Origin of the sequence: Rhizobium sp. ZW T2_16, assembly GCF_044987325.1 — a bacterium.
Taxonomy (GTDB): Bacteria; Pseudomonadota; Alphaproteobacteria; order Rhizobiales; family Rhizobiaceae; genus Neorhizobium; species Neorhizobium cellulosilyticum.
In genome coordinates this window covers 672,846-694,638 of the sequence record NZ_JBJDRG010000002.1, presented here as the reverse complement: position 1 = coordinate 694,638, position 21,793 = coordinate 672,846, and the positions used below count along the sequence as shown (strand labels likewise).

Annotated in this window: 18 protein-coding genes and 1 other annotated feature; of the genes, 8 read left to right on the top strand and 10 right to left on the bottom strand. The window is 59.5% G+C overall.

Annotated elements, in window-relative coordinates:
• Positions 1–31: 31 nt before the first annotated feature.
• Positions 32–1,222, top strand: coding sequence for a hypothetical protein (locus ACI3K0_RS08965; protein WP_404945252.1), 1,191 nt, complete (start codon positions 32–34; stop codon positions 1,220–1,222).
• A gap of 54 nt (positions 1,223–1,276) precedes the next feature.
• On the opposite strand, the gene ACI3K0_RS08960 is transcribed toward ACI3K0_RS08965, so the two are convergent.
• From ACI3K0_RS08960 to aspS, 4 genes are all read right to left on the bottom strand, one after another.
• Entirely contained in the window at positions 1,277–2,758 is a 1,482-nt protein-coding gene (locus ACI3K0_RS08960) for a SulP family inorganic anion transporter (RefSeq protein WP_210303803.1), read from the bottom strand.
• Positions 2,759–2,825: 67 nt separating this feature from the next.
• Positions 2,826–2,883: a sequence feature (sul1 is cis-regulatory element that is thought to sense ions involved in sulfur or methionine metabolism; They are found in Alphaproteobacteria), on the bottom strand.
• Between the two features lie 116 nt (positions 2,884–2,999).
• Positions 3,000–3,320 carry a DUF1236 domain-containing protein gene (locus ACI3K0_RS08955; protein ID WP_148145350.1) on the bottom strand — a complete coding sequence of 107 codons (321 nt, stop codon included), beginning with the start codon at positions 3,318–3,320 and terminating at the stop codon, positions 3,000–3,002.
• Between the two features lie 173 nt (positions 3,321–3,493).
• Positions 3,494–5,599, bottom strand: a complete 2,106-nt coding sequence (locus tag ACI3K0_RS08950; protein ID WP_404945251.1) for a methyl-accepting chemotaxis protein — start codon at positions 5,597–5,599, stop codon at positions 3,494–3,496.
• Between the two features lie 197 nt (positions 5,600–5,796).
• Positions 5,797–7,587 carry an aspartate--tRNA ligase gene (aspS, locus tag ACI3K0_RS08945; protein ID WP_183827168.1) on the bottom strand — a complete coding sequence of 597 codons (1,791 nt, stop codon included), beginning with the start codon at positions 7,585–7,587 and terminating at the stop codon, positions 5,797–5,799.
• 245 nt (positions 7,588–7,832) lie between these two features.
• On the opposite strand from aspS, the gene ACI3K0_RS08940 reads away from it, so the two are divergent.
• The 4 genes from ACI3K0_RS08940 to rnd all read left to right on the top strand — a co-directional run bounded on the left by ACI3K0_RS08940 (position 7,833) and on the right by rnd (position 11,382).
• Entirely contained in the window at positions 7,833–8,204 is a 372-nt protein-coding gene (locus ACI3K0_RS08940; RefSeq protein ID WP_183827171.1) for a hypothetical protein, read from the top strand.
• A 45-nt stretch (positions 8,205–8,249) separates the two neighbouring features.
• Positions 8,250–8,705 (top strand): DUF411 domain-containing protein, encoded by a 456-nt coding sequence (locus ACI3K0_RS08935; RefSeq protein WP_394353678.1) that lies wholly within the window; start codon positions 8,250–8,252, stop codon positions 8,703–8,705.
• A gap of 212 nt (positions 8,706–8,917) precedes the next feature.
• Positions 8,918–10,156, top strand: a complete 1,239-nt coding sequence (locus ACI3K0_RS08930; protein WP_183827174.1) for an MFS transporter — start codon at positions 8,918–8,920, stop codon at positions 10,154–10,156.
• An 80-nt stretch (positions 10,157–10,236) separates the two neighbouring features.
• Positions 10,237–11,382 (top strand): ribonuclease D, encoded by a 1,146-nt coding sequence (rnd, locus tag ACI3K0_RS08925; protein WP_183827177.1) that lies wholly within the window; start codon positions 10,237–10,239, stop codon positions 11,380–11,382.
• Positions 11,383–11,408: 26 nt separating this feature from the next.
• On the opposite strand, the gene ACI3K0_RS08920 is transcribed toward rnd, so the two are convergent.
• Complete coding sequence (locus ACI3K0_RS08920; RefSeq protein ID WP_148145355.1) at positions 11,409–11,816, bottom strand: DUF2000 family protein; 408 nt, start codon at positions 11,814–11,816, stop codon at positions 11,409–11,411.
• 100 nt (positions 11,817–11,916) lie between these two features.
• Between ACI3K0_RS08920 and ACI3K0_RS08915 the strand changes: the two genes are divergently transcribed.
• On the top strand, positions 11,917–12,708 hold the full coding sequence (locus tag ACI3K0_RS08915) for an AraC family transcriptional regulator (RefSeq protein ID WP_246436304.1): 792 nt from the start codon (positions 11,917–11,919) through the stop codon (positions 12,706–12,708).
• Between the two features lie 132 nt (positions 12,709–12,840).
• Positions 12,841–14,199 (top strand): esterase-like activity of phytase family protein, encoded by a 1,359-nt coding sequence (locus ACI3K0_RS08910; protein WP_183827183.1) that lies wholly within the window; start codon positions 12,841–12,843, stop codon positions 14,197–14,199.
• 60 nt (positions 14,200–14,259) lie between these two features.
• Here the strand turns inward: ACI3K0_RS08910 and ACI3K0_RS08905 are convergent, their stop codons facing one another.
• Positions 14,260–15,204, bottom strand: coding sequence for a DMT family transporter (locus ACI3K0_RS08905; RefSeq protein ID WP_183827186.1), 945 nt, complete (start codon positions 15,202–15,204; stop codon positions 14,260–14,262).
• 305 nt (positions 15,205–15,509) lie between these two features.
• On the opposite strand from ACI3K0_RS08905, the gene ACI3K0_RS08900 reads away from it, so the two are divergent.
• Entirely contained in the window at positions 15,510–15,953 is a 444-nt protein-coding gene (locus tag ACI3K0_RS08900) for an SRPBCC family protein (protein WP_183827189.1), read from the top strand.
• 51 nt (positions 15,954–16,004) lie between these two features.
• On the opposite strand, the gene ppx is transcribed toward ACI3K0_RS08900, so the two are convergent.
• The 4 genes from ppx to ACI3K0_RS08880 form a co-directional block, all read right to left on the bottom strand.
• Positions 16,005–17,525: an exopolyphosphatase gene (gene ppx / locus ACI3K0_RS08895; protein ID WP_183827192.1), complete on the bottom strand. Its 1,521-nt coding sequence runs from the start codon at positions 17,523–17,525 to the stop codon at positions 16,005–16,007.
• Between the two features lie 5 nt (positions 17,526–17,530).
• Positions 17,531–19,729: an RNA degradosome polyphosphate kinase gene (locus tag ACI3K0_RS08890; protein ID WP_183827195.1), complete on the bottom strand. Its 2,199-nt coding sequence runs from the start codon at positions 19,727–19,729 to the stop codon at positions 17,531–17,533.
• 63 nt (positions 19,730–19,792) lie between these two features.
• Entirely contained in the window at positions 19,793–20,500 is a 708-nt protein-coding gene (hdaA, locus tag ACI3K0_RS08885; RefSeq protein ID WP_183827198.1) for a DnaA regulatory inactivator HdaA, read from the bottom strand.
• 5 nt (positions 20,501–20,505) lie between these two features.
• The gene (locus ACI3K0_RS08880; protein ID WP_183827201.1) at positions 20,506–21,672 is read right to left on the bottom strand and encodes an AI-2E family transporter; all 1,167 of its coding nucleotides are present in this window, start codon (positions 21,670–21,672) and stop codon (positions 20,506–20,508) included.
• Positions 21,673–21,793: the final 121 nt, after the last annotated feature.

Here is a 21,793-nt window from a genome sequence, read left to right as displayed (position 1 = left end):
ACGGGCAGTTTTCTGCCGCAGGAGGCTTTTCATGCGTTATTCTTCCACAATCAGGCTGCTTGCAGCCGGAACGACCCTCATTGCACTCGGCACACCTGCCCTGGCGCTCGATGGAAACGATCTGGTCAAGAAGCTCAACATCGCTCTCTACATGCAGCAGGGCGAAGGCATCGTGCCGGGTTCCGTGGAGGTCAACGGTTCCAACGTCACGCTTCGCAACAGCCGTTTCGAAGCCGGCGCCAGCCAGGGCGGCCTGCCGCTCGGCACGATCGAGATGGAGGGCGTGGAAGAGGATGCCGGCGGTTACACGATCGAGACCGTGACATTCGAGAATGTCGACCTGCGACAGGACAAGACCGAGATCAGCGCCTCCGACATCGTCATGAGCGGCGTTACCGTGCCGGCGAACACGACCGGCAATTCTTTGGACTCGGTACTGCTCTACGACGAGGCGACGACCGGCCCGATGGCGATCAAGGTCGACGGCAAGAGCGTCGCATCGATCGGATCCTCAAAGCTGACCACCGACGTCTCGGACGACGACAAGAAAATCAGCTTCGATCTGCAGGTCGCGGACATCAAGGCTGATCTCGCCACGATCGACGATCCGGCGACGAAACAGACGATCTCCGATCTCGGCATCACGTCGCTCGACGGCAAGGTCAGCATGACCGGAAGCTGGGACCTGGAACCCGGCACGCTGGCAATCGAGGAATATGCGTTCGACTTCGCCAATATCGGCAGGCTCGACATGGCATTCAGCCTCTCCGGCTACACGCTCGATTTCGTTCGTTCCGCCAATGAGACGGCACGTGCGATGGAAGCCAATCCGAACAAGGAGCAGGCAGAACAGGCCGCCAACCTCGCAATGCTCGGTCTGATGCAGCGCCTGACCTTCAACAGCGCAATGATCAGCTTTGCGGATGACGGAATTACCGAAAAGGCACTGGATGTCGTCGGCAAGCAGCAGGGCACGAGCGGCGACCAGCTCGCCCAGATGATCAAGGCGATGACACCGATCGTGCTTGCCCAGTACAACATTCCGGAATTGCAGAACGCGCTCAGCCAGGCGGTCAACACCTACCTGGACAACCCCGGCAGCCTGACGATCACCGCCCAGCCGCCGAGCCCGGTTCCCTTCCCGATGATCCTCGGTGCCGGCATGGGCGCCCCGAACACACTGCCGCAGGTGCTTGGCGTGACGGTGAAGGCGAACGACTGATATCATCGCCTCGGAAATCGAAAAGCCCGGCAGGTGACTGCCGGGCTTTTTCCGTCAGTGCGCCGGAGATGGCGCGAGAGAGGCATGTTCCTTGTCGTGGAGAGCGAAGCGATCGATCATGCTGGCACTGGCCTCATTGGCTCCCCTCACCTCGACCTCGGCACCCCGGCGGCGGAATTTCAGGACGATCTGGTCGAGTGCATCGACCGCTGAAATATCCCAGAGATGAGCGCGGCTGACGTCGATCGCCACACGCTCGAGTTTCTCTTCAAAATCGAAGGCCTGAAGCAGGGAGTGGGTCGAGGCGAAGAAGATCTGTCCTTCGACTTCATAGATACGCGTGGCGTCCTCCAGCCTGGACGACACCTTGAACATACGCGCCACCTTGCCGGCGAAAAACACGCCCGACAGCAGCACGCCGACGATCACGCCCTTGGACAGATCATGGGTGAAAAGCACGACGGCAACTGTCGCCAGCATGACGATGGACGATGTACCGGGATGGCGCTTCAGATCGACGATCGACTTCCATGAGAAGGTGCCGATCGACACCATGATCATGATCGCCACCAGCGCCGCGACCGGCACGATGCGCAGGACATCATCAAGGACCAGAAGCAGGATCAGCAGGAAGGCACCGGCAACGAAGGTGGAGAGACGTCCGCGGCCGCCCGAAGAGACATTGATTACCGACTGACCGATCATTGCGCAGCCCCCCATGCCGCCGAACAGACCGGAGACGATATTGCCCGTGCCCTGCCCGACGCATTCGCGGCTCTTACTGCTGACCGTATCGGTCATATCGTCGACGATCTGCGCGGTCAGCAATGACTCCAGCAATCCGACCGCAGCAAGCGCCAGCGAATAGGGGAAGATGATCTGCAGCGTCTCGAATGTCAGCGGCACCATGGGAAGCGCAAAGACCGGCAAGGCGGTCGGCATTTCGCCGAGATCGGCAACTGTCCGGACATCGATGCCAAAACTCAACGTCACGATCGTCACGACGACGATAGCGACAAGCGGCGATGGCACGGCCTTGGTCAGATAGGGAAAGAGATAGATGACCGCCAGCGCCAGCGCGATCAGCGGATAGGTGACTGCGGGAACCCCGATCAGCTGCGGCAGCTGCGCTGTGAAGATGAGGACCGCCAGCGAATTGACGAAGCCTGTCATGACCGACTTGGAGACGAAGCGCATCAACCGGCCGAGCTTCAGCATGCCGGCGATGATCTGCAGCACGCCCATCAGGAGCGTTGCGGCAAACAGATATTCGATGCCGTGCTCCTTCACCAGCGGCCCCATAAGGACGGCCGTTGCTGCGGTTGCGGCGGAAATCATCGCAGGGCGACCGCCGGTAATGGCGGTGGTGCAGGCGATCGCTACGGAAGCGAAGAGACCGACCTTCGGGTCGACACCGGCAATCACGGAAAAACCGACAGCTTCCGGGATAAGGGCCAGAGCGACGACGACGCCGGAAAGGACATCGCCACGGATGTTGGAAAACCACTCGCGGCGGTAATTGGTCAAACTTGTCATGGAAAATCGCACACATTCGCGCATCGCCGCAGGAAATATCCGGGGTGTGAAAACGGCTGATGCTTTGCGTTGTCCGGCGGATCGGCGGCCGGAAGAGCCACCCGGGAGTTTCACCCGAGTCCTTGTGGTGTGTGCTGTTTAGACGCGGCTGCGAGAAGCAGCAACAAAAAATGACAAAGCCCGGAAGGCTTCAACCTTCCGGGCTTTGATTTCCGTTCAATCTGAAACGGTATTATCGATTTTACTCGAGAACCTGGATCACCGTGTGGGTCTGGGGATCGACGATCACACGTCGCTCATTGACGATGGTGTAACCGTAATTGTCATAGCCCTGAACCGGGCGAACTTCGACCGTATCGGGCAATACCCGCCCTACCAGTACATCGCCCTCGTAAGGCACGGATTCGATCGGCTGTTCCATTACATAGGTACGGACTTCACCGGGCAGCACGACCGTGGAATTGGTGGTCACCGGATCCTGGGTGATCACGGTGGTTTGGGCGAAAGCCACACCGGAAAAAGCCATCGAGGCCGCGGACACGGCCAGCAGGAACTTACGCATGTTGTTTCTCCCTTGCTTCTGCTGGCAGTAACAACCCGGTCGGGATGAGATGGTTCCGCATTTTTAACTGCCTTAATTGTGGCAGAAACTATGGCAAAACTGCAGCAATACATACGCTCCTGCCCGAACGAGTATTTCGAACAGTCTGAACTTCGCCGGAGACTTGGATACGGTCAGGCGGCGCGGCTGTCGAGACGCCGATCCATTTGCTGCTTGGGCGTCAGGCGGAACATGCCGACGAGTTCGCGCAGCCGCTGTGCCTCGGTCATCAGAAGCGCACTGGCAGCATTGTTTTCCTCGACCATCGCCGCGTTCTGCTGCGTGCCCTGATCGAGCAGATTGACGGCACTGTTGATCTCCCCCAGCCCAACCGACTGTTCCCGAGCGGAAACCGCTATCGCCTCGACCTGAACATTGATCGCCTCGATGCGGCTGCTGATACCGGTCAGTGCTTCGCCGGTATCACGCACGGAACGGACACCATCCTTCACCTCGTCCGCCGAAATCTGAATGAGCTGCTTGATCTCGCGTGCGGCATCGGCCGAGCGGCTGGCGAGTGCCCGCACCTCCTGCGCCACGACTGCGAAGCCGCGACCTGCATCCCCTGCCCTTGCCGCCTCGACACCGGCGTTCAGCGCCAAGAGGTTGGTCTGGAAAGCAATTTCATCGATCACCCCGATGATACCGGAAATCCTTGCGGAGGATCCTTCGATACGCCGCATGGCTTGTAGCGCATCCGAGACGAGGCCCCGCGTATGCTCCGCCGCCTTGTTCGCCTCGCTTGCAAGGCCATGTGCCTCCTGCGAGCGGCGCGACGAATTGCCGACATTGGCGGTGATCTCATCCAGAGCCGCCGCGGTTTCCTCAAGCGAAGCCGCCTGCTGTTCCGTGCGGCGGGAAAGATCATCGGCACTGCCCGCGATTTCGCGGCTTCCGCCTTCTATCGAGCCGCTCGCATGGGCGATCTCCGTCATCACATCCGCAAGGCGTGCCACGGTCTGGTTGAGGTCGCTGCGCAGCGCTTCGAAATCGGGAGCAAAAGGCTCGCAGAGTGTGAACGAAAGATCCCCCTCGGCCAGGCGTTGCAGACCACCAGCCAGACCGCGTGTCGCCTGTTGCAATATCCTGCGCGCCTCGGCTTCAGCTTCCTCGTGCATGCGCTTGCGTTCGTCCTCGGCATTTGCACGAGCCGCCGCGGCCTCCTGCTCAAGCCGCATGTTGGCAATCGCAGCCTCACGGAAGGTATCGAGTGCCCCAGCCATTGCACCGAATTCATTGCGACAGTGCAGTGCCGGGATGGTGATGTCCGTCTTGCCATTGGCCAGCCTGCGCATGGCTCCCGTCATGGCGACGACCGGGCCGGTGATGGAACGCCCGATCAGCCAGACGCCCGCGGTCAATGTGGCGATGGCGCCAAGAAGAAGTGCTGCGACGATGAAGAGATTGCGTTCCGCAACCAGCTCGTTCTCGGCCAGCGCTTCAGTCCGCTGCGTCTCATAAGCTGCTCGGACGGCTGCGACCTGCGGTTCGAGCGCCCGGTAGGCTTCAGACACATCAGCTTCCGACTTTGCTTCCTTCAAGCTGCCATCGGCATAGAGTTTGAAAGCCGTCCGATAAACTTCCAATGCATCCATGACGCGGCTGCGCTGCGCGCCCGGACGAAAGGCCTGCTTGACCAGAACGGTAAAGGTCTCCGCCTCTGCTGCATGCTTTTGGAGATAGCCAGCATCTCGACGCAGGATGAAATCCTTCTCGTGTCGCCGCATCATCAACATACTGGCGCGAATGGCTGCATCCTCGACAGACTGAAGGCGATCCTCGATCGAGTGCACGGCGGAGCGCATGGCACCCTCAAGGCCGTTATTCTGGTCTAGTCCGAGATCCTGATTGTCTTTTACCAGCGTCGCAAAGGCGGCCTCATAGGCCGCAAGCCCCTCACCCAACCGGTCAAGATTAGCAGTAAGCCCACCGGTCGCAGAAGACTTCAGTCTGCCGAGCCGGGCGTGAACGCCGGCAATCACCGACTGAAACTTCTCTACAGCCACGATGTCCTTGTTCAGCAGGAAATACTGCTCCCAAAGCAGGCTGTCGCTTACGCCCGCGGACATCATCGAAACTTCCGCCTGTCTTTCCGTCAGCGCATCCGCTGTCGCCCGATATCCCCTCTCGATCTGCCGTTGACCGAGAAAGATTGCCGAGATTGCGACGATACCGACCAAGGCGAGAATGGCGAGCAGCAGCACACGATGGGAAATGCGCAGATTAGAGAAAAAGGCCAAGTCAAAAAATCCCGTGGCAGATGAATATGCCCGGATAACTGCCTGTCAGGGTTTAAATAAACCTCAATGGGAATGTTAAAATTCACAACCAGTTTTGCAATGCAGCAATGCAACTTCGCATTGCACAGCTATGCAAAACGGCGACCCGAGGGCCGCCGTTGAACTTGCTTGAAAATCGCCAGTTCTGGAGACTGAAATCAGTCCTTCTTCACCGGCGGGATCGGGCGGATTGCCAGCTCGCGCAGCTGCGTCGGGGTGGCTTCCGACGGGGCACCCATCAGGAGGTCCTGCGCCTGCTGGTTCATCGGGAACAGCGTGATTTCGCGCAGGTTCTTGGCACCGGTCAGGAGCATGACGACGCGGTCGACGCCGGCTGCCATGCCGCCATGCGGAGGTGCACCGTACTGGAAGGCGCGGTAGAGGCCGCCGAAGCGGTCTTCCACGTCCTGCTGCGACAGGCCGACCATTTCGAAGGCCTTGACCATGACTTCCGGCAGCTGGTTACGGATCGAGCCCGAGGCGATTTCGAAGCCGTTGCAGACCATGTCATACTGGTAAGCCTTGATCGTCAGCGGATCCTGGTTTTCCAGTGCTTCGAGACCGCCCTGCGGCATCGAGAACGGGTTATGGGCGAAGTCGATCTTCTTGTCTTCTTCGTTATATTCGAAGAATGGGAAGTCGACGATCCAGCACAGCGCGAACTGGTCCTTGTTGGAGAGGTTCAGTTCGTCGGCGGCGCGGTTACGGGCTTCGCCTGCGAACTTGTAGAACTTCTCCGGTTCGCCGGCGACGAAGAAGCAGGCATCGCCCGCTTCCAGACCGAGCTGTGCTGCAATAGCTGCCGTGCGCTCTTCGCCGATGTTCTTGGCGAGCGGACCGGAGCCGACAACCTTGCCTTCTTCTTCCTTCCAGAAGATGTAGCCGAGGCCTGGCTGGCCCTGCTGCTGCGCCCAGGCGTTCATGCGGTCGCAGAATGCACGGGAGCCGCCGGTCTTTGCCGGGATTGCCCAGACTTCAACCTTCGGGTTCGAAGCGATCATGCCGGCGAAGACCTTGAAGCCGGAACCGGCGAAATGCTCGGTAACCGCTTCCATCTCGATCGGGTTGCGCAGGTCCGGCTTGTCGGAACCGTATTTGCGGATCGCGACGTCATACGGGATGCGCGGGAATTCCTTGGTGACCGGTTTGCCTTCGGCAAACTCTTCGAAGATGCCGCGCATGACCGGCTCCATCGTTTCCCAGACTTCTTCCTGGGTGACGAAGCTCATTTCGAGGTCGAGCTGGTAGAATTCGCCCGGCAGGCGGTCAGCACGCGGGTCTTCGTCGCGGAAGCACGGTGCAATCTGGAAGTAGCGGTCGAAACCGGCAACCATCATCAACTGCTTGTACTGCTGCGGCGCCTGCGGCAGGGCGAAGAACTTGCCGGGGTGGATACGCGACGGCACGAGGAAGTCGCGTGCGCCTTCCGGCGAGGATGCGGTCAGGATCGGCGTGGAATATTCGGTGAAGCCACCGATCGTCATTTCGCGGCGCATGGCGGCGATGATCTGGGTGCGCTTGACGATGTTTTTGTGCAGCGTTTCGCGGCGAAGGTCGAGGAAGCGATACTTCAGGCGCACGTCTTCCGGATATTCCGGCTCACCGAAGACCGGCAGCGGCAGTTCCTTGGCAGCCGACAGAACCTCGATTTCCTTGGCGTAGAGTTCGATCTCGCCCGTCGCCATGTTCTTGTTGACGGTGTCTTCCGAACGAGCCTTGACGGTGCCGTCGATACGGATGACCCACTCGCCGCGCACGACTTCAGCCGTCTTGAAGGCCGGGCTGTCCGGGTCGCAGACGACCTGGGTCATGCCATAATGGTCGCGAAGGTCGACGAAGAGAACGCCGCCATGATCTCGCACACGATGGACCCAGCCGGAAATGCGGACATTGGAGCCGACATCCGACTTGCGGAGGGCTGCACAGGTGTGGCTGCGGTAACGATGCATGTCTTTTATCCTGGACTGATGCTTGAACGACCTTTTACGGCATGCGAAGCAGCCCGGTCGAAATCATGGAAAATCGGCGCGAAAAGCGCATGGGTAGGCCGATTTGTCAAGGTTGCAATGCTTCGACAGGGCCGCTTAGCACATGATAGTGGGCATCTGCCGGCCTCTTTGCCGCCAAGGGGCTGCGTGCTTATGTCCCTTCGTCACCTCTTCAATATCGAGGCCGGCAATGCGATTATAGATCCATGGTCAAGTTTGCCCGCGTCATGCTGATGGTTCTGGCCGCGCTTTTTCTGGCGCGCGGACCTGTTGCCTATGGCGCGCAGCCGGCACCGGGTCATGTCCATCTCAGCCATGCAGAACTGGCCATGCATCGTGGGCATACGCCGATGGACGGCCCTCAAGCCGGGACACAGTGCTCGAAGGCCGGATGCGCCCTTGCAGCCTGCCAGGTGCTGTCGGTCACGGCCGCGATCCTTCCAGATAGCCAGATTGCCGTTCCGGTATTTCTTGCACCTGCCTACCCCCATACTGACGACGCGGCCTTCTCGTCCCTGCGTAACGGACCTCCCCCACCTCCTCCAAAATCTCCGATCGATCACGTGCAGGCGGCCTGACCGCCCGAACCGAAACACTCGTTCGCCGATCCCAAGGAGATTATCGTGAACAGACAGACATTTGCGGCGAGATCGCTCGCCTTCGCACTGATGAGTGCTGCGTCCTTTATTGCCACCGGCGCCATGGCCGCGGAAATGGTGGTTTACAAAAGCCCCTATTGCGGCTGCTGCGAAGCATGGGCCGAAGCGCTTACCTCATCCGGCATCGCGCTTCGCATGGAAAATGTCGAGGATATGGACGCATTAAAGGCCGGGTACAAAGTACCGGAGGACGCCTGGAGCTGCCATACGGCGGTAGCAGGCGGCTATGTGTTCGAAGGCCATGTACCACTCGAAGCAGTCAACCGCGTGCTGGCCGAGCGTCCCGACATTGCCGGCATCGCCGTTCCCGGCATGCCGAGTGGCTCGCTGGGAATGGGCGAGGACCCGTCGGCATCCTATGACGTGATTGCGTTTAACAAGGATGGCGGCCAGTCGGTCTATATGGAAATCAGGCCGTAATTACCGCCTTCGAACCTTGGTCCTCCCGCGGCCACCACCCGCTCCCGCCTGCTTTAAAGAGGCCAAGGGCGGGTGGCATTGTTTCCCAACCACCATTTCCGAGGCGGCGAAGTTTTTCGCATCATGCGCCCTGCTTTAGCCATTTCCGGTCTGTCGTTTACATGCGCGGCACGCTACAGCTTGGCGGACACCCCCGCGCAAAGATTCCCCTCATGTCCCATATACGCCCCCTCGTGCCCCTTCTCGTCACCGCAGGCATCCTGATCGGCGGAAACGGGCTTCAGGGAACCTATATCGCGCTGCGCGGCACAGCCGAGGGTTTCTCACCCACGGTCATCGGCATGATCGGTGCCGGATACAGCGTCGGTTTCGCCGTCGGCTGCATCTACGTTTCGCGACTGCTGCGATCGATCGGCCATATCCGCACATTTGCCGCGATGGCCGCGATCGGGGCCTCCTGTTCGATTGTCATGGCGCAGGTGATCGATCCCGTCGCATGGGCATTTCTGCGTTTCCTGATCGGCATTGCGGTCGCCAGCCTGTTTGCCACGGTCGAAAGCTGGATCAACGCAAAGGTCACCAATGAAAACAGGGCGAGAACGCTGTCGATCTACCGTTTCGTCGATCTCGGCTCCGTCACTTTCGCCCAATATCTCATCCCGACAGTCGGCATAGAAGGACAGGCGCTCTTCGCCATCATCTCGATCGCCATGACCTTGTCGCTGGTGCCGATTTCGGTCGCCGACAAATCCAGCCCCGCACCGCCGGATGCCGTGGCATTCGATCTAAAGGCCGTCTGGCAGATCTCACCGCTTGCCGTCGTCGGCGTTGTCGCCGTCGGCCTCTCCATGGCCGCCTTCCGCAATATCGGGCCGGTCTATGCGCATGAGATCGGCATGGATATCACCTCGATCGCTACCTTCATGAGCGCCGGCATCATCGGCGGCGTGGTGCTGCAATATCCGCTCGGGCTTTATTCCGACAAGCTGGACAGGCGGCGCGTCATTGTCTGGGCAACGATCGGCTCGATCCTGACCGGCGGTTATCTCTCCTTTGGTGCAGGCACGAACGAGACGGCCAATATCATTGCCGTATTCCTTTTCGGCGCATTTTCCATGCCGCTCTACTCGCTGTGTTCGGCACATGGAAACGACCACGCCAAGCCGGGACAATATGCGCTGGTTGCCGCCGGTCTGCTGTTCTTCTGGTCGGTCGGCGCGATCGTCGGCCCGCTGCTGGCCGCGACGCTACTCCAGTATCTCGGCCCACGCGCATTCTTTGCCTATACGTCCTTCATCTTTGCCGGTTTTCTGATCTTCACCATCATGCGCATGGGGGTAAGGCCGCCCGTGCCGCCATCGGAACGGCATTCCCGCTTCCGCGCCCTTTTGCGCACATCCGCCTATTTCAACCGGCTGGCGGCACCGCCTGAAAAAGATGACAGGGACTAACGCCTTAGCGAGCCTCTCCCGGTCTTGACATGCGCGGCTCAAAGGGAAAGGAAGGTTGAACACCGCACGTGAACGGACCAATGATCGAAACAACCGCAGCTCTTCAAGACGCCTGCGCCAAGCTGGCGCAATCGGATTTCATCACCATCGACACGGAGTTTCTGAGGGAAACGACGTTCTGGCCGGAACTCTGCCTCATCCAGATGGCAAGCCCGGACCTGGAGGTTCTCGTCGATCCGCTGGCAAAAGGGCTTGATCTTGCGCCCTTCTTCGAGCTGATGGCGAACTCCGCGGTGGTGAAGGTTTTCCATGCCGCACGGCAGGATATCGAAATCGTCCATCACCTCGGCAAGCTGGTGCCGCATCCGATCTTCGATACGCAGGTGGCAGCCATGGTCTGCGGTTTCGGCGACAGCGTCTCCTATGACCAGCTCGTCAGCCGCATCAAGAACGTCCATATCGACAAGTCATCCCGCTTCACCGACTGGAGCCGCCGGCCGCTTTCGGAGAAGCAGCTCGATTATGCGCTGGCCGACGTCACCCATCTCAGGGACGTCTATCTGTTCCTGAAAGAGCAGTTGGATCGCGAAGGCCGTGCCCTGTGGCTGACCGAGGAAATGGCGATCCTCGAAAACCCGTCCACCTACGACCTGCACCCGGACGACGCATGGCAGCGGCTTAAAGCCCGCCTGCGCAAACCGATCGAACTTGCCATCCTGAAATTCGTCGCCGCATGGCGCGAGCGGGAAGCCCGCAGTCGCAATGTGCCGCGTTCGCGCGTCTTGAAGGACGATGCGATCTACGAAATCGCCCAGCAGCAGCCGAAGGATAACGAAGCCCTCGGACGCCTGCGCACCATCCCCAAGGGCTGGGAGCGCTCGGCCTCGGGAACCGCCATCGTCGAAGCGGTCAATGCCGCGCTCGCATTACCGAAGGCCGAGATGCCGCATCCGCCCAAGCACGCCCACGTGCCCGAAGGCACGGCTGCCGCTGTCGAACTGCTCAAGGTTTTGCTCAAGCTCATCTCCGACAAGCAGGGAGTGGCAGCGAAGGTCATCGCAAATACGGATGATCTCGAAAAGATCGCTTCCGAAGGCGAGAATGCCAACGTGGCCGCTCTCTCAGGCTGGCGGAAAGAACTTTTCGGCGATACCGCACTGAAGCTGATCGAAGGCGGCGTAGCGCTGCGCTTCGTCGACAAGAAGGTCGAGGCGGTCGAGCTTTAAGCTCTGACGCCTGGACACTCCCGCCATCAGGGATGCATCTTCGCTCCCTTGGTGATCTTGTCGACCAGCTTCCTTTCCGCTCTCAGCGCGATGCCGACCAGCTTGGCATCGTCAGGGCCAAATCGCGAGAAGACCTCGCGATTGGCAGCATCGTGACCGGTCGCGAACATCTCTTCGATGTAGGCTGATGTGATGACTTCGCGCTCCAGAGAGCGCTTGTGGATTACACGCAGCGTCTCCTGATCGGAGCCAAGCACAACAATCGGCTGAATCGATAGCGGATTATAGACATTATCCACCATGTCCCGGTATGCTTCGCCAATGATCGCCGGTGACTGAGCGATAATGCCGCTCGTCAAAAATGCGGTAACGTTGAGCTTCTGCCAAGTGGCAAGGTCCTCGCGGACAACAATCGCGATCTTGGTATCGAACATGCAGGAAAACTCCATTCGGGGTATCGAAAGAGCAGAACACTTAGCGGCTGCCGGTACAGGCGGTCTTGAACGTTCGTGCAAAGGGCAATTTCGCGACGGGATGCGCGTTGCCACGCCGAGCCGGGGCGTCGAACGTATCGAGGCGCGCTTTCACGGAAACGGCTTTTCACCACACCGCCACGATACCTATGCGCTGGGGCTGACGCTTCATGGCGTGCAGACTTTTCGTTATCGTGGCGCGGAACGTTTCAGCAATCCGGGCAATGTCATCGTACTGCATCCCGACGAAGTGCACGACGGTGCGGCCGGTACCGATGACGGGCTGATCTACCGGATGATCTATCTGCCGCCCGAACGGATCGGGGCCGTTGGCGGGCATCGAAGCGCCCTGCCTTTCGTCGGAAATCCCGTCGTCGCGGATGCCGGCCTCTGGCAAGCGCTCGCCGATATTCTTGGCGATCTGGATCATGAACCGGATGACCTCGCGCTCGACGACGCGGTGATGCGGATCGCTACCAGTCTCACGCAACAGGCAAGCATACCCCGCAAGGGAGTGACTGCTACGGCTCGGATTGCGGTCCTCTCCGCCCGCGATTTCATTGAGGATCGCTGCAGCGAGGCGGTGCGTTCGGAGGATCTGGAGGCAATTACCGGCATCGACCGCTACGAACTGGCTCGGCAGTTCCGCCGGCTGCTCGGCACCAGCCCGCACCGCTATCTCGTCATGCGCCGACTGGAACAGGCCAAAAGGCTGATGTCGATCGGTACCGGGCTTGCCGAAACAGCAGCCGCCGCGGGATTTTCCGATCAGGCGCATTTTACCCGGCACTTCCGCAAGGCCTTCGGCATGACGCCGGGCCGCTGGAACGAATTACGCACCGGATCGCGATAATCGCGTGCAAATCTACGGCGATTTGGCCCGTCGAGAACTCCAGTCATCAAATCTTCATCACACCATCACCTGCCCGTCATGCGGGCATTCTATCGACGCTCGCATGTTTAATGCGAAACGATCAGGTGTTTCATGACCAAAACCTTTATCACTTCCGTTGCCATGGCCGCTCTGCTTGCCGGCTCCGCATTCGCGGACGACAAGGAGTTTCCGGCCAAGCTCGCCGGCCAGGCGATCCTGCCCGCGAACACAATGACGACTGCTCCATCAGATGCACCTGCGTTTCTGAAGACCTCCGGCAAGTTCACGACAGCGGGCAAGCGCGTCGAGAAACTCGGCACGGTCGACGGCAAGGACGGCGCTCGTGTTACCGATGTGAAGCTGCCGCTCGATGGCCAGCCGATCCAGGGCTTTTCCGGCATCAAGGCAATGGCTGACGGCACGTTCTGGACACTGTCAGACAACGGTTTCGGCTCCAAGGCAAATTCTTCCGACGCCATGCTCTTCCTGCATCAGGTAAAGTTCGACTGGGCCACCAACAAGGTGGACGTCGTCAAGAATATCTTCCTGTCCGACCCGAACAAGATTGCTCCCTTCCCGATCGTCATGGAAGGCTCCGAGAAGCGTTACCTGACGGGCGCCGATTTCGACATCGAGTCGATCCAGCCGGTTGCCGACGGGTTCTGGCTTGGCGAGGAATTCGGCCCCTACCTGATCAAGGTCGATGCGCTCGGCCAGCTGACCGACGTTATCGCCACGGTTGTCGATGGCAAGCCGGTGAAATCTCCTGACAATCCGACGCTTTCCATGCCGGCCAATCCGGCCGCCAAGATGCCGGTCTTCAACCTGAAGCGTTCTGGCGGTTATGAAGGCATGGCAATGTCGAAGGACGGCTCCAAGCTTTACGGCCTGCTGGAAGGCCCGCTCTTCCTCGAAGACGGCAAGGTCGAACAGGTCGATGGCCGCACCGCGCTTCGCGTCATCGAATTCGATATCGCCTCGAAGAACTGGACCGGCCGTTCCTGGCTCTATCCGCTGGCGGAAAAGGGCGTTGCGATCGGCGACTTCAACATGCTCGACGCAACGACTGCTCTCGTCATCGAGCGCGACAACGGCGCTGGCTCGAAGGACAAGGCCTGCGCCGATCCGAAACAGCCGAAGCCGGATTGCTTCGAGGCTCCGGCTGAATGGAAGCGCGTCTACAAGATCGAGTTCAACGATGCCAATGTCGGCAAGGCCGTCCGCAAGATCGGCTATATCGACCTGCTGAATATCCAGGATCCGGACAACAAGAAGAAGGTTGCGGGCGGCAAGGCCGGCATCTATGACATGCCCTTCGTGACGATCGAGAATGTCGATCAGGTCGACGCCACGCATATCGTCATCGGCAATGACAACAACCTGCCCTTCTCTGCCGGCCGTGCAGTCGACAAAGCCGACGACAACGAGTTCAGCCTGCTGGAAGTCGGTGAATTCCTGTCTGCAAAGTGACGGCGTTCGACACACTGATTGCAAAGGCGTCCGGTCAAACCGGGCGCCTTTCGCCGTTCGTCAATCCTGGATCACCATCTTCTGCTTCGCAATACCAGCCCAGCTCAAGCCGTAAACGCAGATCACCACGACGACGAATGCCGCAATCTGATAGACTTCGATCCGGTCCCCCAGAACGACAAAGGCGACAGCCATTGTCAGAGCCGGCCACGGGGTGGTGATCGAGCTTGCCAGCGACACGTCGATATGGCGTACGGCGTAGAACCAGATCATCAGCTCCAGGTAATAGACCAGTCCCATCAGGATCGAGATCGGCTGGAACAGTGCCCCCACAATATTGCCCATTCCGGGCACGGTGTTTGCCGGGATGAGGATCAGGGCGAGGAAAACGGTTGAAATGGCGACCCGGAAAAAGGTTACCTGTGCCGGCGTTATCGGCGTTCGTCCCAGTTCCTCCTTGATCAGAACATGCGCGATGCTCCACAGAAACGGTACGCCAAGCGACAGCAGAAACCAGTAGGATATCCCCGCCATCCGGAATGTGCCCGCGGTGGCGATATAATAGAGGGCGATGCACAGCGCCGATGTCAGGCCCAGTTCAAGCAAGTTTTTGCGGCGGCCAAGGAAGATCGTTTCAACGAGGATTGCAAAAAGCGGGTAGGCCTGCAGCGCTATGGCAGCATTGGCGGCACCGGCCTTTTCGGTACCAAGCACGTACAGATAGGTGGAGAGCCCGAACATCATGCCCGTGATCAGGCCGACGACAGCGACACGCCTTGCCTCACGCGGCGGCATGCTTGCGCCGAAAATACCCTTTTGTCCGCTTCTTCTTTCAAGCGCGAAAACAGGCGCCGCGAAGATCGTTTGCCAGAGCGACAGGGCGAAGGCAAAAGTCAGCGCATCGATGGCGACAGGGCGACTATTCGAAATGACCGGCATGATGCCCAAAAGAACAAGGCTGCCGAATGATAAAACCACCCCTTTGGCCGCAGACCGCTGAAACATTCCCTCAACCTTTGAAAAAGCATAGTGGCCGAAAATCATTGCACCCTTTGGTTGATTCAAGAAAATGAAATTGCCTATCTCGGCCAATTTGCCGCTGCACTAGGCATACCGCCGTCATCCGCGGCAACGTTTTCCGAGATCGCCCACTACTCACCGATGCTGTGCATGTTGTCTCCTCTCTGCCGCCCCTATCATCACGTGTAGTTGCAATACCTTTTTTTGGCTGCGGGACGAAGTGACTGTCGCAATCAGTCCTTCCCGTGCGTCCTTCGGGCATCGATCCGGCAAAACAGGAGGAAACGACCATGCCGAGCACGATCAAGTTGCACCGCGTCCTGGCAACCAGCCCTGAGAAGATCTATCGTGCCTTTATCGAGGCCGATGCGCTGACCAAATGGTTTCCGCCGAACGGTTTTACCTGCACCGTCCATCATCTCGATGCGAAGGTCGGCGGCACGTTCCGGATGTCCTTCCGCAACTTCACCACCGGCGAGAGCCACTTCTTCGGCGGCGAGTTTCATGAACTCGTTGCCGGCGAGCGAATCCGTTACACGGACCGGTTCGAAGACCCGAACCTGCCGGGCGAGATGCAGGTGACGATCCTGTTGAAGAAGGTTTCTGTCGGAACCGATCTGGACATCACCCAGGCGGGTGTGCCCGACATCATCCCGGCTGAAGCCTGTTACCTCGGCTGGCAGGAATGCCTGCGCAATCTCGCAAGGCTGGTGGAGCCGAATATAGAGGAATGATGCAGCACGGAAACGAAGGTCGGCGACGAAAAGCGCGCCGACCTTGCCTGATTATTCGAACTTGAAAGCCAGTCGCTTGCCGGTCAGCTTCGCCAGTTGCTGCAGACGTCCATCCAGACGCTCGCCGGCGAAATTCGCGTATTCGTGTGGAACAACGAATTCGAGATCGAGGTCCGGAGTTGTCGACTGGCGGAAAGTCAGGTGGTGGACGAGGCCTGGCATGGAGGCCGAGAACAGGTAAACCACGCGCAGCAGTCCGCCCAGGAGCTTGGCCAGATCCAAAAGGCGCGGCGTTGCAATGGTCGCCAGCGCGTCCGTATCGCCATTATCGCCGACGCCTTCGAAGCGGTAATAGTTGGCGAGCGCAAGATAGGCGCGGCCGGGATGGCTGATGCCGACGAAGGACGAATGGGCAATCACATTCATCGCCTGCGCGCCGCGATAATCCGGGTGTGCACGCCAGCTGATATCGGCGACGAGGCAGGCGGCACGCCGGTAGCGGCTTTCCTCTTCCGTCTCGTTGATGCCGAAAAACGGCACCATGCGACCGGTCCAGTCGGCAAGCTCTCGGGCATGTTCCGGAGAGCGGGCGCGCAGGATCGCGAGCTGGTCGGCGGCAACCAGAAGCGGATCCGCATCGCGTTCACTGTCCGGCAGCCGGGAATAGAGATAGCCTTCGCGCACGCCCTGCGCCGAGAAGGTGATCCTGGCGGGCTTCATGACGCTCAGCACTTCCTGCAGGGCGATCGCGCCATAGGGAAGAAGCGAGCGGCGGTTTTTGGAAACCGCCTGCCACGCGCCGTCTTTACTGTCCTTGGCCGCGATAACCTCGTCGAGGAACTTCTGCATTTCCTCGAGAGACAGTTCGTAGCCCTGCATCATGTGCAGCGGATAATTGGTCATCTCCATGTGCAGCTTGGCGATGTTACGCCATGTGCCGCCAACGGCATAGAAGGTCCGGCCTTCGCCTTTTTCGAGGAAACGGGCGGTATTGACCTGTTTGCGGGCGAAACTGCGCGCCTTGGCGAGCGAGTTGCCGGAGGATTCCGACAGTCTCAGGCCACCCAGCGGCAAAGTGATCCCACGGCCGAATTCGTGCCCCTTGATGTCGATGAGCTCAAGCGATCCACCACCGAGGTCGCCGGCAATGCCATCGACATCATAAAAACCACTGATGACACCGAGGGCGGAATATTTGGCTTCTTCCTCGCCGGAAAGAACCTGGATTTCCTGCCCGAGGATTTCTTCCGCATTGCGGATGAAATCGGGACCGTTGCTGGCTTCGCGGGCTGCCGCAGTCGCCAGAATATAGATATCCGTGGCACGCGCCTGATCGGAAAGCGCTTTGAAGCGCCGCAACGCAACCAGGGCGCGCTCGACGCCCTCGTCATCCATGCGACCATTCGCGCCAAGGCCCTTGCCCAGCCCGCACAGGACCTTCTCGTTGAAAAGGACCGTTGGAGCCCGGGTCAAGCCTTCGTAGACAACCAGACGAACGGAGTTGGATCCGATATCGATAACGGAAACAGGGGCGATGCCCGGGAGCCGCCCCTGAGCTTCAGAACTTACCATACTGCCTATTTCTTACGGCCAGACATTACTCCGGCAATCAGTTTCGGTGCGCTTGACTTCAAGGCTTCCCCGCGGCCGGAAAGGCTGGGGTTGGTCATGAAATAGTGCTGGGCGTTGAACGGTTCCTCACCCTGCCGCACCTCCATGCGCCTCGACGTCCCATCGGGCAGTATCTCGTAGCTCTGCTGGTTGTCAATCAGATTGCCCAGCATAATCTGTGATAGAACCTGTTCATGCACCGTTGGGTTGAGCAACGGTACCAGCGTCTCGACGCGGCGATCGAGATTGCGCGGCATCATGTCGGCGGAACCGATATAGACGAGCGCCTTGTCGGACGGCAGGCCTTGGCCGTTGCCGAAGCAGAAGATGCGGCTGTGTTCGAGGAAGCGGCCGACGATCGACTTGACGCGGATCTTGTCCGACAATCCGGGGACCTGCGGGCGCAGGCAGCAGATGCCGCGCACGACAAGCTCGACGTCAACACCGGCATGGCTGGCGCGATAAAGCGCATCGATGATTTCCGGATCGACCAGCGAATTCATCTTCATCCAGATCGCGGCCGGACGACCGGCCTTGGCATGCGCGATCTCCTCCTCGATATGGCGAAGGATACGCGGGCGCAGCGTATAGGGCGAAACCGCCAGCTTCATGCTTTCCTTCGGCTCGCCGTAACCGGTGATGAAGTTGAAGATATTCGCCATGTCGTGGGCGATCTTCGGATTGCAGGTGAAGAAGGACAGGTCGGTATAAATCTTGGCGGTGATCGGGTGGTAGTTGCCGGTGCCGAGGTGGCAATAGGTCCTGAGTTTGCCGTCTTCACGGCGAACCACCATCGACATCTTGGCGTGGGTCTTCAGTTCGATGAAGCCGAACACGACCTGCACGCCGGCGCGTTCAAGGTCGCGCGCCCAGCGGATATTCGCCTCTTCGTCGAAGCGCGCCTTCAGCTCGACCAGAGCCGTCACCGACTTGCCCATTTCGGCCGCGTCGATCAACGCCCGGACGATCGGGCTGTCGTTCGAGGTTCTGTAGAGGGTCTGCTTGATGGCAAGCACGTCGGGGTCGCGGGCGGCCTGCAAAAGGAACTGCACAACCACGTCAAAGCTTTCATACGGATGGTGGACCACCATGTCCTTTTCGCGGATGGCTGCAAGGCAGTCGCCAGCATGGTCGCGAACCCGCTCCGGAAATCGGGCATTGTAGCTTTCGAAACGCAGGTCCTCGCGCGGCGCCTTGGTTATTTCCGACATCGTGTTCAGCGCCAACAGGCCCGGCAGAACCGCAACGCGGTTTTCCGGCACGCCGAGTTCCTGAACCACGAACTGGCGCAGTGATGCCGGCATTTCGCTATCGGTCTCGATGCGGATGACCTTGCCGCGGCGGCGGCGCTTCAGGGCCGTCTCGAAGAAACGAACCAAATCTTCGGCTTCTTCTTCCACTTCAAGATCGCTGTCTCGAATGATGCGGAAGGTGCCGGCGCCCTTGACCTCGTAGCCGGGGAACAGCCGGTCGGTGAACATGCCGACCACGTCTTCGAGGGTGATGTAACGGACTGTCGTCCCTTCGTCAGGCAGGCGGACAAAGCGGTCGAGCGTGGTGGGAAGACGAAGCAGCCCCGTCATCGGCTCCTTGCCATGCAGGCTGTGCAGCTGCAGGCCCATGGAGAAGCCGAGATTGGGAATGAAGGGGAACGGATGCGCCGGATCGATGGCGAGCGGCGTCAGAACCGGGAACAGGTCTTCCTCGAAATCGGTCGCAAGCCACGCCTTGTCTTCTGCAGACAGGGCGTTCGGGCGAACGATAAGGATGTCTTCCTGCGCCAGATATTGCTGCAGCACGGCGAGCGACGCCTGCTGTTCCATCTGCAGATTGTCGATTTCCTGCAGGATCGAATCGAGCTGCTCGGCCGGCGTCTTCCCGTCGGGGCTGCGGATTACGATGCCCTGGCGCACCTGACCTTCGAGGCCGGCAACGCGTACCATGAAGAATTCGTCGAGGTTGGCGGCGGAAATTGACAGGAAGCGAACCCGCTCGAGAAGCGGGTGGGCTGTGTTCAGCGTTTCTTCCAGAACGCGGCGGTTGAACTGCAACCAGGAGAATTCACGATTGATGAACCGGTCGGAGCTTGCAAGTTGCTCCTCGAAGCTCGGGATCGCGTCAACAACGACTTCTTTGGTTTCCGGTGTTTCGGCGATCTGGTCCATGAGCTCCATCCTCAGTGTTAAGCCTTTCGGCCGTATAATGTTTTGACGACGGAACTGTGACAGTCAATCTCCTGCGTCGGCTTGACCGAAACTCTCCAGCACTTCTGCCGCCAGCGCCCGGTTGATACGGGTGCCACGTGAAAGAGCCAGATGGTCCAGTTGTTCGACCACCCGCTGCGCCGTATCGAGCGAACGCTCCATCCGGTTGACGATATAGCTGATCAGTTTGTCATCAATGTTAAGCTGCCGGTCGGAAAACAGCTTGATCATCACCTGAGCGAGAAGTTCCTCGTCAGGCTCGCCGATTTCCACCACCGTCGCGGCCTTGAGACGCGATTTCAGGTCCGGCAGGTCCACGGCCCATGAGGTCGGCCAGAGCCGTGATGTCATCAGCAATGTCTGGCCATGCTGGCGCACGGCGTTGATGACATGGAAAAGCTCGGCATCGTCAAAACCGCGGCGATCGGCATCCTCGAACAGCACCGGACCACCTGCGGCAATCTGCGATGCGTTGGAACCGGAGACGGGATGAATTTCCTGCGCACCCGACTGTTCGCGCCAGATATGGGCGAGATGCGACTTGCCCGATCCGACCGGGCCGGCGAGCACCACGACCGGCGACGGCCAGTTGGGCCATTCGTCGACGATCGACACGGCTGCGGCCATGCGTTCGGAAACCATGAGGTCGTCCCTACCGCGGGCGGCATCATGGGAAAATTGCAGGGGCAGTTGTTCGCCCTTGCCTTGCGGGCGGTCCATAGGGTCAGTCATCAATTTCAGTTATTCTTAGGAGCTTCGATTTCACGCGGGTCGTTCTGGTGATCGACTGCGTGGGCTGCGCCCTCCTCCCAGGGGAGTTCGGCGGAGCGGCCATAATAGATATCGCTATCAAGATATCGTGCCAAGGCGAAACGGACAAGCACGCCAACCACCGCAGCCGCGGGTACGGCGATGAGAAGGCCGACAAAGCCGAAAAGCGCGCCGAAGGCAAACAGGGCAAACATCAGCCAGACCGGATGAAGGCCGACACTCTGGCCGACCAGCTTAGGCTGCAGGATATTGCCCTCAAGGAACTGGCCGGAGAAGAAGACGGCGGCTACCGCGAGGATCCAGGGGAAATCCGGCCAGAACTGCACGAGCGCCACGCCGATCGCCATCACCAGTCCGATGAGCGAACCGATATAGGGGATGAACGAGATCATGCCGGCGACGAAGCCGATCAGCAGGCCGAAATTCAGCCCGACGAGCGAGAGGCCGACTGCGTAATAAATGCCGAGGATGAGGCAGAGCGAGCCTTGGCCGCGGATGAAGCCGGCAACCGACTGGTCCATATCGCGGGCGATCTGGCGCACGATCTGCACCTGATCCCGAGGGATCCAGCTATCGACCTTGCGCACCATGCGATCCCAGTCGAGCAGGATGTAGAAGGCGACGACCGGGGTGACGACCAGCAGCGACATGACGTCGACGATCGCCTTGCCGGAATTCCAGATCTGCGCCAGTAAGGATCCGACAAAACCTGCCCCTTGGCTCAGCACCTGGGAAAAGTTCTCCTTCACCGTTTCGATCTGGGTCGAGACCCAGGGCGGCAGGAAGGATGTCTGCGGGCTGGAGATGATCTGCTGCAGTTCTGTGAGGTAGCCCGGGAGTGCCGCCGCAAACTGGGTGAACTGGCTGATAATGATCGGGATGACCAGCATCAATGCCAGCACGAATATGGTGACGAAGCAGACGAGAATAACGATCGTCGCCATGGTGCGGCTGAGGCCCCGCCGTTCAAGCCAGTCGGCAACCGGATCCAGGAAATAGGCGAGCGCCATGCCGGCCACGAAGGGCAGAAGGATGGACGAAAAAAACCACAAGAAAAGAATGAAGCCGACAAGCACGCCTAGCCAGAACAGGATGTGGCGCTTCAGGCTTGCGCCACTGACGTGATACGGCATGTCTGCTCCTTGTCGATCGCTATTCGCGTTTCCATGGCATATGAGGGGCTTGCCGGACGAGGTCAAGTTCACATCCCGGTTAGCGAGCATGCCTGTGAAATGCCTTCAAAACATGGCCGAA